This window comes from Kitasatospora sp. NPDC029312, assembly GCF_055569215.1.
This window is the reverse complement of sequence record NZ_JBVHXY010000057.1, coordinates 1-12,479: the sequence shown is the minus strand read 5'-3', so window position 1 is coordinate 12,479 and position 12,479 is coordinate 1. Positions and strand designations below refer to the sequence as shown.

Here is a 12,479-nt window from a genome sequence, read left to right as displayed (position 1 = left end):
GGTCAGCCCTGCGGGGGGCGGCGCAGCGCGTAGCCGATGCCGCGCACGGTGTGGATCAGCTTGGGGCCGTGCGCCGGACCGGAGTCGAGCTTGCGGCGCAGGTAGGAGATGTAGGACTCGACGATGGAGAGGTCGCCGCCGAAGTCGTAGGCCCAGACGTGGTCGAGGATCTGCGCCTTGGAGACCACCCGGCCGACGTTGGCCATCAGGTAGTGCAGCAGCTTGAACTCGGTCGGGGAGAGCGAGACGGGGGTGCCGGCGCGGGTGACCTCGTGGGCGATCGGGTCGAGGCTGAGGTCGGCGACGACCAGCCGGCCGTCCTCGGCGGGTCCGCCGGCCCGGCGCAGGATCGCGCGGATGCGGGCGATCAGCTCCTCCAGGCTGAAGGGCTTGGTGACGTAGTCGTCCGCGCCCGCGGCCAGGCCCTGCACCTTGTCGCCGACGCCGTCCTTGGCGGTGAGGAAGAGCACCGGCAGGTGGTCGCCGGGGTGCCCGTGGGCTGGTCCGGCGATCTGGCCGCGGCTGGTGCGCTCGCGCAGCTTCTCGACGACGGTGAAGCCGTCGAGGTCGGGCAGCATGACGTCGAGGACCACGAGGTCGGGGCGCTCGGCGGTGATCAGCTCCAGTGCCTCCGTCCCGCTCGCGGCGGACGCGACCCGGAATCCGGAGAAGCGCAGCGACGCGGCGAGCAGCTCGCGGATGTTCGGCTCGTCGTCCACGACGAGGAGGAAGGCCTCGCCCTGGCCCCCGGCCACGGCGGGGCCGCCCGGTGTGGTGACAGTGCCTTGCACGGGGGTTTTGCCTCCCGGTCGGACGATGACGTTCAGCATGAGGCTAGCTCTAGGAGGCTATGCGGCATGGATGAATGTTGGATTAACACCTTATCGGTCGGTTTTTGGGTGACAAGCCCCACGGGGACGGGCTCGGTGGTGTGCGGAGGGGGCGCGAGCGTACCCGGATGCGCCGGTGGCCGGGGAGTGGACTTCCCGGCCGCCGGCGTCCGGTGCCTCAGTGCTGGGCGAACTGACCGGGCCGGTAGCCGCCGGCGGGCTGGCGGATCATGACGTTGGCGCGGTTGAAGGCGTTGATCAGGGCGATGATGCAGACCAGCGCCGCGAGTTGCTCCTCGTCGTAGTGCTTCGCCGCGTTCTCCCACACCTCGTCGCTCACCCCGTCGCCGTCGGCCAGCCGGCTGCCCTGTTCCGCCAGCTCCAGGGCGGCCCGCTCGGCGTCGGTGAAGACGGTGGCCTCGCGCCAGGCCGCGACCAGGTTCAGCCTGGTCGCCTCCTCCCCGGCGTGCACGGCGTCCTTGAAGTGCATGTCGACGCAGAAGCCGCAGCCGTTGATCTGGCTGGCCCGCAGCCGGACCAGCTCCTGGGTGGCGTACGGCACGGTCGAGTCGGCGATCGACTTGTTGGCGGTGATGAGGTGCTTGAAGACCTTGCCGATGATCGGGCTGGCGGCGGCGTCCAGTCGGGCTTCCATGGCGTGCTCCCTCGGAGTCGTGTGTCGTTGCTGCCATGGAGACAGGACAGCCGGGCGGCTTGTGACCGGCCCGCGATGTGTCCTGCGTCACTCCGTCCTCGCGTCGCGCCGTCCCCCTCCACCGGGCCTCGCAGGCCGCCTTTCAGTCCCGGCCGTTGACCTGGACGACGGCATGGCGCCCGCTGGTGCGCCATGCCCCGTCCGTACGGTCGAGGGCGGCGACGAGGGCCGCGTCGACGCCGACGACCACGTCCGACTTCAGGGTGCGCAGGGCGGCGACGGGGGACGGGAAGTGGCTCGTGGTCCCGGCGAAGGGGGTGGTGGGCGGCCAGAGCCGGTCGCCCACCAGGCGCCGGTAGTTGAGGTCACCTTTGAGGACGGTCAGCGACGCCCCGGCCAGCTCCGCCCGCAGGTCGGCGGGCAGGTCGTGGTACGGCAGCGGCGCGCAGAAGAACGGGTGGGTGCGGACGGTGAGTCCGCCGCCGTGCAGGGCCTGCCACAGCCGTCGGCCGATCAGCTGTGCGCGGCCCGGCGCGGCGCGCAGTCGCCGCAGCACGGCCAGGACGTCGGCCATGGTGGCGTCCGAGACGAAGTACGGCTGGGGCTTGACGTACAGGACGACCTCGGCGGCCCGGCCGTCGGTGAGCAGGTGGTCGATCAGCACCAGGTCCGGGAGCAGCTCGCGGCCGGCGTTGTCCGCGATCACGGCGACGCGCCCGCCCGGGGCGGCGTCCAACGCGGCCCAGAGCGCGGCGCTGTCGTCCACCAGCAGGTCGGGGACCTCGGCGGCTGGGGTGGTCTCCGTCCCTGCCGTGATGCGGAAGCTGAGGTCCGCCCGGTTGCCCCACAGCGCGGAGGACAGCAGCGCCTCGCCGTACTGCCGCTCCGGCAGACCGGCCAGCCCGTCCAGGGCGGCCAGTTCCCCGTCCACCGCCGTGCCGGCCAGCTCGGCGTCCTTGAACGGCGCGAACGGGTCGACGCCCTGCCAGGCGCCGGGCCCGAAGTACCCGGTGGCGTCCAGCAGTCGGCGGTAGAAGTAGCTCTCCGCCCACAGGAACGGCGCCTCACCCCACGGCCGCCCCCACAGCCCTTCGCCCCAGGCGAGCCAGCGGTCGCGGTCGTGGGCGCCCTCCGGCAGCGGTTCGAGGACGCCGGTGGTGCTCTCCGTCGCCAGCCGCTCCACCGTCGCCCGCTCGGACGGTCCGTACGGCAGCGTGTCGAGGACCTGACGGAGGAGCTTCGGGTGGCGCTCGTGGAACACGCCCCAGGCGAAGGAGCCGGGGACGTCACTGCGGATCACGGGTGCGGTCGGCACGTCGGGGCTCGTCTCCTGCGGGGGCGGGTGCGGTCAGTCGGTGGTGTCCGAGGGGGTCGCGGGCTTGCTGTGGAGGATCTCCCGGGCCTGCTCGGCGGCGCGGGCGATGCTCTCCGCCACGAAGTCCATGAAGCGGGCGACGTTCTCCAGCCGGACACCCGCCGGGGTGGCGGGGCCGAGGACGCCGGCGCCCTGCCGTGCGATCTCGACGAAGCGGGCGTTGGAGCGGGCGGTGGCCATCATCGACTGGTACCAGACGTCGTCGTCGACGACGTAGCGCTCCCGGCGGCGTTCGTCCCGTTCCCGGCGGACGAGGCTCTGGCCGTCCAGGAACGCGATCGCCTTGGAGACGGACGCGGGGCTGATCTGGAGGCGCTGGGCCAGCTCGGACGCGGTGAGGGCGCCCGAGTCGGCGGTGAAGAAGCAGGCCAGCACCCGGGCCGTCATCTTGGGCAGGCCCGACTGGATGAAGACGGCGGCGAACAGCTCCTCGTACTCGCGCACCGCGTCGACGTCACGCCCGTCGTCGGTCGCCGGCGCGCCCGCGCTCCGGGGCGCAGGCTGCCGGCGGCGCTGGGCACGGCGTTCGGTGGCCCGGTGGGCGAGTTCGGCCCGGTAGGCGGTGGGACCGCCGTTGCGCATCACCTCGCGCGTGACGGTCGAGGTCGGCCGCTCCAGGCGCCGGGCGATCTCCGCGTACGCGAGGCCGTCGGCCAGGCCCAGCGCGATCTGCTGGCGTTCCTGCTGGGTGAGCCTGCCTCCCGGCATCGCGGTCTCCTCCGTGGGCGTCCCGTGGGTCCGGCCAGGGTAGCGCCGCCCTCGGTTCATTGCAACGAGCCGTGGGCTGGTCCGTTGCGTTCGGCGGGATCGAGGCGCCCCGGCATGCGGATGTCCACCAGAACCAAGGCGTTCCGCCGCCGCGAACTCGTTGCCCGCCGGAAAAATGCAACGGAGCTTTTCCCCGGCTGGAAACAGCCACCGGACGGGCCGCCGGTCCGGCGCCGCGCGGGACGCGCACGGGCACCTGCCCTGGCGCGGCCCGGAGGCGGCCGGTCGTCCCTGACCTCTTCAGAGGCTGCGGGCGGTGATGTCGCCGTGGTTGGTGGTGGCACGGATGTCGAGGTCGACGGTGCCGTCGTTGCGCAGCGAGTTGGTGACCCGGCCGTGGGCGGTGCCGGCGTCGAGGGCGGCGGAGCTGCCCGCCGCGGCGCCGACGGTGATGCTGCCGGACTCGGTGCGCAGGGTGACGGTGCCGCGCACGGCCTCGGTGACGCGGATGTCGCCGCGGGCGGTGCTGATGGTGGCCGGCCCGGTGAGGCGGCCGACCTCGACATCGCCGTCCACCGCGGTCAGGCGCAGGCTCGCGGCCTCGTCGACCTTGATCTGCCGGTAGGCGCCCTCGACGTCCACGTCGCCCAGGCGCCCCACGCCGCGCAGTTCGGCGCCGGCGGTGCGGGCCTCGATACGGGAGCCGACGGGCAGTTGGACGGTGACCTCGACGGCGCCGGGGCCGACCAGGGCGTTCTTGGCCTCGGTGGTGTGGATCCGCAGGACGCCGTCGGCGTAGCTGACGGTGGTCTGCTCGGCGGTCCGCACGTCGCGGCTCTTGCCGGGGTTGGCCGGGCGGACCTCGACGGTGGTGTCGGTGCGGTCGGCGGCGATGAACTGGAGGCGGCCGGCGGGGATCTCCAGGATGGCGGCGATCGGGGCGGCGGTGGCGAAGGTCTGCATCGTTCTCTCTCCCTCATCGTTCGGCGGGTCCCTGTCGGCCCGTCGTTTCTGACAACGGAAAAGCTACGTTGCGTTCATTGACTTGGCAACACGTTCGTTGCGTCAGATCGCCATTCACACAGGCAGACGCAGCCAAATCGTTGCATCAAGCGTAATGAGAACGCAACGTTACCCGTGCCGAGCGTTGCAACGACTGAAAAATGAACGCCACGCGGGGCCATCCGGCCGGGATCCCCCGGCCAGGGTGGCGGGCAACGCACTCACCGATGAGCCGATGAGACGTCAAAATGACTTACTTCAGCGGCAGTTGATGTCCATCCACACCGTCATCCGAAGACGGAGCCTCTGGCATGATTGATCACCCGATCCCCGCTCGACACCGGGTGTCGGTCCGCGCCGGCTTGACTCCTTGATCGCCTCGACGGGCGGAAGGTGAGGATGATCGTGACAGCCACCGGCACCCCATCCAGCGAGGCCCCCGCCTTTCCGATGGCGCGCAGCTGCCCCTTCCGGATGCCCGACGGCTACGAACGCCTGCGCGCGGACGGGCCGTTGTCGCGGGTGACCCTGTACGACGGCCGGGAGGTCTGGCTGGTCTCCGGCAGCGCGGAGGGCCGCGCCCTGCTGCTCGACCCCAGGGTCTCCGTCGACGTCCGGCATCCGGCCTTCCCCGCCCTGACCCCGCAGTCCGCCGAGCAGGCCGAGGCCGGGTTCTCACCGCCGCTCAGCGGCGTGGACGATCCCGAACACGGCCACCAGCGGCGGATGGTGATCCCGGCCTTCGGCGTCCGGCGGATCGCCGCCCTGCGCCCGAGGATCGAGCGGATCGCCGAGGAGCTGGTCACCGCGATGCTGGCCGGGGGCGTCCACGCCGACCTGGTCACCGCGTACACCCTGCCGCTCGCCTGCGCGGCCAACTTCGCGCTGCTGGGCGTCCCCGACGAGGACGGCCGCTACATCGCCGAGCGCACCCGCCAGGTGCTCGCGCCGTCCGGCGGGAACGCCCCCGGCGAGGCCGTGAAGCTCTTCGACCAGATCCTCGACCGCCTGCGCGAGCTCATCGCCCGCAAGGAGCAGGAACCGGGCACCGGGCTGATCGACGACCTCCTGGCGGCCCGGCCGGACGAGGGCGGCATGGACGGCGACCAGCTGGTGGCGCTCTGCGCGATCCTGCTGACCGGCGGCGACGACACCACCTCCAGCACCATCGCGGCCGCCGTCCTCGCCCTACTCGAACACCCCGAGCAGCTCGAACGGTTCCGCGCCGACCCCGAGTTGACCACCGGCGCGGTCGACGAACTGACCCGGCTCACCTCGGTCGCCGACGTACTGCCGCGCGTCGCCACGGCGGACATCGAGTTGGCCGGTCAGACCATCCGGGCGGGGGACGGCGTCCTGGTCTCACTGATGCTGATGAACCGGGACCACGAGGCCTGGCAGGAGCCCGACGCCCTGGACATCGACCGCAAGGCCGGCCGCCACGTCGCCTTCGGGTACGGCATCCACCAGTGCGTCGGCCAGAACCTCGCCCGGGCCGTCATCGAGACGGCGCTGACCGTCCTGCTCCGCCGCGTCCCGACCCTGCGCCTGGCCGTCCCCGCCGACCAGGTGCGGGCCAATCCCCCGTACGTGCTGCAAGGCAGCGTGCCCACGCTGCCGGTCACCTGGTAGGAGCCCCCGTGGGTATCGACATCGACACGGCCCGCTGCATCGGCGCGGCCATGTGCACCCGGCACGCGCCCGGGGTGTTCACCCAGGACGACGACGGGGTCGTGGAACTCCTCCCGAGCGGCACGGACCGGGCGGACGACCCGATGGTCCGCGAGGCCGCCGAAGCCTGCCCGGTCCAGGCCATCACCGTGGCCGCCGGATGACCGCCCCTGTCTAGCTAGCGCTGCGCAGGAAGTCGGCTCGGCCGACTTACGGCGCGGGGCCGCCCGGGTCACTGCTTGGGGAAGGCGGCCTTGAGGGCGGCGCTGCGGATCAGGAAGGCGACCGGCAGCACGGCGAGGGCGGAGAGGCCCTGCATGCCGGCGTACCAGGGCGGGCAGATGCCGGGGATGAGGTCGACGCCGAGGACGGCGATCGGCATGACCGTGGAGATGGTCCGGATCCGGTCGAAGGCCTGGTAGGAGCCGACCTCGGCGCGGGCGGCCATGCGGAGGAACAGCGGGGCCAGCGCGGGGAGGATGACGGCGCGGATCCACATGAAGGGCGTGCCCCCCTGCCCCACGAAGGCCGTCACGGAGACGGTCCCGAGGACGATGACGCCGATCACGCCGAAGAGGGCGAGGCACTTCCTCATGGTCGTGAAGGCTTCCCGGGTACGGGAGTTGTCGAGGTTCGAGCTCGCGGTCATCGCTATGGTCCTGTCCTCCGTGTCGTGGTGGCGACGACGTTACGGAGGCGCCGAGCGGTCGGACACGGGCCTGGACCCACACCTGGGGTGGGTCCAGGCCCACCCCAGGTGCCGCCGGTGCGACCGCCGTCAGTGCTGCGGGTCGGCCGGGGTGCCGGCCGGGGCGTCCGGGCCGGTCACGGCGCCGGTAGCCGTGCCCGTCGCGGCGCCCGTCGCGGTGCTGTTCGGGTCGGGCTTGGGTGCCGGGTCGGGGATGTCGGCCATCGCCAGGGACTGCTTGGGCGTGCCCCGCAGCGCCTGGTTCATGGCGTCCCGCCAGATCGGGCCGGGACCGTCGGCGCCGAACACCTCGGTGTGGAACTTCCCGTTGATGGTGATGTTGCGCATCTCGACGCCCCCGGCGGGGCCGCCGAGCCAGACGGCGGTGGCCAGCGACGGCGTGTAGCCGTCGAACCAGGCGGCCTTCTTGTGGTCCGAGGTGCCGGTCTTGCCGGCGATCTGCCGATTGCCCTCCAGGCTGAGCGCGGCACCGGTGCCGTTGTTCTCGGTCACGCCGTTCAGGACGGTGTTCATCGCCCGGGCCGTCGTCTCGGAGAAGACCTGCTCGCAGCGGCCGGCCGGGACGGGGACGTCCTTGCCGTCGACGGTGGCGATCCTGTTGATGGCGATCGGGGCGCAGTGCTTGCCCTCGGCGGCGAAGGTCGCGTACACGTTGGCCATGGTCAGCGGGCTCATCTCCTCGACGCCCAGGCCCATCGCGGGGACCTCCTCCAGCGGTTTGCCGCTGGCCCTGGTGGTGACGCCGAACTTGTTGGCCATCTGCTTGACCGCGCAGAGGCCGATCTCCTGCTCCATCTGCACGAAGTAGGTGTTGACCGAGAGCGCCATGGCCATCTTCAGCTGGTAGGGGCCCTTCTCGTTCGCGGACTCGTTGGGCACCACGGTCTTGGGGCGGGTGTCGTTCTTCCAGGTCCCTTCGCAGGTCTTCATCGTCGGGTACTCGAGCTTGTTCGGGGACGAGTACTCCTGGGTCGCCGGCAGGCCCGCCTCCAGCGCCGCCGCCGCGACGATCGGCTTGAACGTCGAGCCGGGCTGGAAGCCGTTGCCGCCGCCCATCGCCGAGTCGACGTTGAGGTTGACGACGGTCTGGTTCTTCTCCTCCACCAGACCGTAGGGGCGGGTCTGGGCCATGGCGAGGATCTTGCCGGTGCCGGGTTCGACCATGGTGGCGGCGGCGGAGACGCTGTCGGTGACCCGCACGTTGCTGCTCACCGCGTTCTGGGCGGCGGCCTGCTTGTCCGGGTCCAGGGTGGTGTAGATGTTCAGGCCGCCGGTGTCCCAGAGCTTCTTGCGGTCCTCGGCGGACTTGCCGAAGGCCGGGTCCTGCTTGACGACGTGGCGCACGTAGTCGCAGAAGAAGCCCATCCCGGCCTTGGCCGTGATGCAACCGTTCTGCGGCTCCTTGTAGTTGAGCCCGAGCGGCGCGGCCTTCGCCTCCTTCGCCTGGTCGGCGGTGAGGTGCTTGTTCTCCACCATCTTGTCGATGACGGTGTCCCGCCGCTTCTGGGCGGCCTGCGGGTGCAGCTTCGGGTCGTACTGGGACGGGTTCTGCACCAGGCCGGCGAGGGTGGCGGCCTCGGCGATGGTGAGATCCTTGTTGCTCTTGCTGAAGTAACGCTGGGACGCGGCCTCCACGCCGTAGGCGCCGTTCCCGTAGAAGGTGATGTTGAGGTAGTTGGTGAGGATCTGGTCCTTGGACAGTTCCTCCTCCAGCTTGATCGCGACCTTCAGTTCCTGGATCTTGCGGCCCAGGGTCTTGCGCTGGGCCTCCAGGACGGCGTCCTTGTTGTCCCCGGCCTTCTCCACGTTGACGTTCTTCACGTACTGCTGGGTGAGCGTGGAGGCGCCCTGGGAGGCGGTGCCGCTCTCCGCGTTCTTGCTGAGCGCGCGCAGCACGCCCTTGAGGTCGACGGCACCGTGCTCGTAGAAGCGGGCGTCCTCGATGTCGACCTGCGCCTGCCGCATGTACGGGGACATCTGATCGGCGTTCAGGACGGTGCGGTCCCGCTCGTAGACCTTGGCGATCAGGCCGCCCTTGGCGTCGAAGATCTGGGTGGCCTGGGTGAGCGGCGGGGTCCTGAAATCGTCGGAGATGTTGTCGAAGCTCTCCGCCGTGTCTTTGGCGGTCAGCCCGATCGCGCCGACGGCGGGCAGGACGAGGCCTGCCAGCAGGACTCCGGAGAGCCCGCTGACGCCCACGAAGGTCGCGCCGAGGCGGGCCAGCCGCAGTGGCCCGTTGCGTGACGGGCGGGGGTCCGCACCGTCGGAGGAATTCCCTATCGGCGTGGTATTCGATTCCATTCCGGCATGCTAACGCCAGATGTTCACTGTTCGAACAGTTTTTCTCACATACCCGCCACGACCTCGCACCATACGCCCCAAATCGACACGGCTGGGACAATCGTGTACGAACTAAGAGAATGTGCAGGGAATTCATTCGTCCGAATCCGACCGGTGATCCCTCCCGCGCGGCCGCCCTCCCCTGCTCCGCTCCTCCATCATCTTGATGCCTCGACCGGCGCGAAACGTTGCATGCGTCCTCGGCGGCGCGGGCGTCCCCGGGCGTCCGCGGCGGCTTCGCTCGAGACGCGGGGCCTCCGGCGTCAGCCGGACTTGGCGGTGGCGCGGACGCCGAAGTGGACGTAGCGGGTGCCGTCGGGCAGGGCGTAGAAGACGACGGGGATCCAGGCGTCCTTGTCGTTGCGGCGGCCCGCGAAAACGGTCTTGGCAGGTGTGTCGGACACGGGCGTGAGGTGCCAGACGAGCGGGTCGAAGGTGCCGGCGAGGCCTTCGACGCCTTCGTAGCGCAGGTCCAGCAGGCCTTCGCCCGTGCCGGGGGCGGTGATGGTCATGAGGAAGCCCTCGCGCTTGTAACTGCCGGTGAACGGCGCGGGGTCGACGGTCGGGGGGTTCTCGGCCGGCCCGAAGGCCGGCATGGTGACGCCGGCGAGTTCGGCGCTCAGTTCGCGGCAGAGGGCCTCGTGGACCTTCGGCGCGGCCCCGCCGCCGTTGGTCAACAGGGCGATGGCGAGGCCCTTCTCGGGGATGGCTCGCAGATAGGCGAGTTGGCCGAAGGTGCTGCCGTCATGGCCGAACCCGCGGGCGCCGTCCCATTCGAACAGCCCCCAGCCGAGGCCCCAGTGGGCCCCGAGGAACCACTGGTCGGGCATCTCCACCTCACGGGCGAGCATGGCCTCCACGGCCTGGGCGGACAGCACCCGGGTGCCGTCCGGCGCCGTCCCACCGTCGATGAACAACCGGGCGAAACGGACCACGTCGGCCGCGGTGGCGCAGATCCCGCCGTACGGTCCGGCGGAGCGGGGCAGCATGTTCCACATCGGGGTGGGCGTCGGATCCTCGCCGGGCTCGCCCATGTGCCCCATCGCGGCGCGGAAGCGCAGCACCTCCTCGGGCAGGGTCATGGTGTGCCGCAGGCCCAGCGGCTCGCAGATGAATTCCTTCAGCGCCTCGTCCCAGGTGCGGCCGGTGACCACCTCGACGATCCGGCCGAGGACGTTGTACGCGGTGCTGGAGTAGGACATGGTGGCGCCGGGCGGGTTGGTGAGGCCCACGTCGCGCGCACCGGCGACATAGCGGGCCAGGCAGTCGTCGCCTCGACCGGTGTCGTTGACGTAGTCGCCCTCGATACCGCTGGTGTGGTTGAGCAGCTGACGAGAAGTGATGGTGCGGGCGGCCTCGGCGTCGGCGAGTGCGAAGTCCGGCAGAACGGTGACGACCGGCGCGTCCAGGTCGATCTTGCCCGCGTCGGCGAGGGCCAGGACGAGGGCGGCCGTGTAGCCCTTGCTGACCGAACCGATCTGGAACACCGAGTCCGTAGTGGTCTCGACACCCGTACCGGTGTGGAGGATTCCCGCCGCGACCTCGTGGATCTCCCCGCCGAGCAGCACCGCCAGTGCGGCACCCGGGATGCGGTGGGTGGCGAGAAGTTCCTCAAGCCGACGCTGCCAGTGCGCCGTGTCGAACGCCCCCACGGGGGCCGTCCTGCCCAGTGCGCGGTCGACGGCCTGCGCGGCCTCCTGGTTGGCGCGGTCCACGAGCTTCGCGACCTCGCGGTCCACGGTGGCCGAGAACTCCTTGTACCTGTCCTTCGACACGGTTCCCCCTCCCGGTGACGGGCGGAGCAGAGCGCCCCACCCATTCGAACGTCGTTTGAAACGATGTTGCAGAGGGTGGGGTTCCCGGGCGCAGAGACTCGACCGCCGGAGCAGTTGCTAGGCGTCAGCGATCAAGTGGTCGAACTCGCCCGCCTTCGCACCCCGGAGGAACGCCGCGAACTTGAGCGGTGAGGTGCGCACGGTGATGTCACTCTCGTCGGATTCACGAAGTTCGATCACCCCGTTGACCGTACGAACTTCGACGCATTCGGAGTTGGCCGCCGAGTAACTTGACTTCTGCCAGGTAGAGTCAGACATGTTTGCTTTCCATATCCTTCTTGAGGGATCGAATAAACTCCCGGGACTCCTCCTCCGAGAGCGCCGCCGAGCCGATCCGGTTGAGCAAGGAACGGAACTGGGCGGTATGAGCCGGCGCATCGTAGAGCACGCTGTCGACGCCTGAATCCATCTGCGCTGTATCGAGCTCAGGGATCGGGCCTTCGACGTACGTGAAGTTCTCGTGGTTGACCGGAAGAGTATCCACGTCGAACAAGACGATCCGGATCGAGATGGTTGGCCGTTCGGAGTCCTCGATAAGGCTGGCAAGCTGCTCGGCCTGGACTTTAGGCCCGCCGAACTGCATGCGCAGCGCCGCCTCGTGAATGTAGGCAGAATACGGGGTTCCACCGGACCGGACCACGTTCTGGCGCTTCATACGGAAGGTGGTTCTCAGGTCGACCTCATGCTGCGGCAGAAGCGGGAATCCCCGGGCGAAGACTGCAGAAGCGTAAGCAGCGGTCTGCAGCAACCCCGGGATAAAGGCCATGGTGTAGGTCGAGAGTCCATGGGCCCGGCCCTCCATCTCAGCCATCTCTAGGAAGTGCTGCGAGAGGCGCCCTCGGTACTCCTCCCACCAACCGCCCTTGTCCCGATCCGTAATGATGTCCGCCAGGGCATCGATCAGGGGCTCGTTGACACACATGCACAACGCAGCGATCGTGCGCAGGCGTTCGACGCTGATGCCGGTCTTCCCACTCTCCATCTGCGTCACGTGGGCCGGATTGATGCCCAGCGCGCGGGCGAGCTGACTGCCACCGAGGCCGGCTTGTTCCCGCATCCTGCGCAGCTCGGCACCCAGCCGCCGCTGGCGGAGAGTTGGGTTCGATCGAAGCGCCATGGCGTCCTCTCTGCAGGTCGTGAGACCAGTGTGCCTCAGAGCCGCTGCCACGTTAGAGGTAACTTTTCGCAGCCCGCCACAAATCTGTGGCGGGCTGCGCTATCGTCATTCACAGCTCGATCCGACGGGCCGTCAGAAATGTCTAAGAAGACATCTCATTTGGATCGCTGGGTAGGCTTCGCGGGTGATGATCGTGGAGCGGCTGGTGCCGGACGAGTTGTGGGAGCTGTTCCAGTT

The 12,479-nt window shown here is 69.9% G+C and carries 12 protein-coding genes; 2 read left to right on the top strand and 10 right to left on the bottom strand.

The window, feature by feature from the left end; genetic code table 11:
- Positions 1-2: 2 nt before the first annotated feature.
- The 5 genes from ACZ4WV_RS31990 to ACZ4WV_RS31970 all read right to left on the bottom strand — a co-directional run bounded on the left by ACZ4WV_RS31990 (position 3) and on the right by ACZ4WV_RS31970 (position 4,531).
- Positions 3-755 (bottom strand): response regulator transcription factor, encoded by a 753-nt coding sequence (locus ACZ4WV_RS31990; protein WP_465752171.1) that lies wholly within the window; start codon positions 753-755, stop codon positions 3-5.
- Positions 756-1,008: 253 nt separating this feature from the next.
- On the bottom strand, positions 1,009-1,485 hold the full coding sequence (locus ACZ4WV_RS31985; protein WP_465752145.1) for a carboxymuconolactone decarboxylase family protein: 477 nt from the start codon (positions 1,483-1,485) through the stop codon (positions 1,009-1,011).
- 142 nt (positions 1,486-1,627) lie between these two features.
- Complete coding sequence (locus tag ACZ4WV_RS31980; RefSeq protein WP_465752144.1) at positions 1,628-2,800, bottom strand: damage-control phosphatase ARMT1 family protein; 1,173 nt, start codon at positions 2,798-2,800, stop codon at positions 1,628-1,630.
- Between the two features lie 33 nt (positions 2,801-2,833).
- Positions 2,834-3,568 carry a helix-turn-helix domain-containing protein gene (locus ACZ4WV_RS31975; RefSeq protein WP_465752143.1) on the bottom strand — a complete coding sequence of 245 codons (735 nt, stop codon included), beginning with the start codon at positions 3,566-3,568 and terminating at the stop codon, positions 2,834-2,836.
- 300 nt (positions 3,569-3,868) lie between these two features.
- Positions 3,869-4,531: a DUF4097 family beta strand repeat-containing protein gene (locus tag ACZ4WV_RS31970; RefSeq protein WP_465752142.1), complete on the bottom strand. Its 663-nt coding sequence runs from the start codon at positions 4,529-4,531 to the stop codon at positions 3,869-3,871.
- 438 nt (positions 4,532-4,969) lie between these two features.
- Between ACZ4WV_RS31970 and ACZ4WV_RS31965 the strand changes: the two genes are divergently transcribed.
- Entirely contained in the window at positions 4,970-6,202 is a 1,233-nt protein-coding gene (locus ACZ4WV_RS31965; RefSeq protein ID WP_465752141.1) for a cytochrome P450, read from the top strand.
- 8 nt (positions 6,203-6,210) lie between these two features.
- Positions 6,211-6,405: a ferredoxin gene (locus tag ACZ4WV_RS31960; RefSeq protein ID WP_465752140.1), complete on the top strand. Its 195-nt coding sequence runs from the start codon at positions 6,211-6,213 to the stop codon at positions 6,403-6,405.
- A 68-nt stretch (positions 6,406-6,473) separates the two neighbouring features.
- Here ACZ4WV_RS31960 and ACZ4WV_RS31955 read toward each other — a convergent pair whose 3' ends face one another.
- From ACZ4WV_RS31955 to ACZ4WV_RS31935, 5 genes are all read right to left on the bottom strand, one after another.
- Positions 6,474-6,890, bottom strand: coding sequence for a hypothetical protein (locus ACZ4WV_RS31955; protein ID WP_465752139.1), 417 nt, complete (start codon positions 6,888-6,890; stop codon positions 6,474-6,476).
- A gap of 129 nt (positions 6,891-7,019) precedes the next feature.
- Positions 7,020-9,251, bottom strand: coding sequence for a transglycosylase domain-containing protein (locus ACZ4WV_RS31950; RefSeq protein ID WP_465752138.1), 2,232 nt, complete (start codon positions 9,249-9,251; stop codon positions 7,020-7,022).
- Between the two features lie 302 nt (positions 9,252-9,553).
- Positions 9,554-11,065, bottom strand: coding sequence for a serine hydrolase domain-containing protein (locus ACZ4WV_RS31945; RefSeq protein WP_465752137.1), 1,512 nt, complete (start codon positions 11,063-11,065; stop codon positions 9,554-9,556).
- Between the two features lie 117 nt (positions 11,066-11,182).
- Complete coding sequence (locus ACZ4WV_RS31940) at positions 11,183-11,383, bottom strand: DUF397 domain-containing protein (RefSeq protein ID WP_465752136.1); 201 nt, start codon at positions 11,381-11,383, stop codon at positions 11,183-11,185.
- Positions 11,376-12,242, bottom strand: coding sequence for a helix-turn-helix domain-containing protein (locus tag ACZ4WV_RS31935; RefSeq protein ID WP_465752135.1), 867 nt, complete (start codon positions 12,240-12,242; stop codon positions 11,376-11,378). The genes ACZ4WV_RS31940 and ACZ4WV_RS31935 overlap by 8 nt, the downstream gene beginning before the upstream one ends.
- Positions 12,243-12,479: the final 237 nt, after the last annotated feature.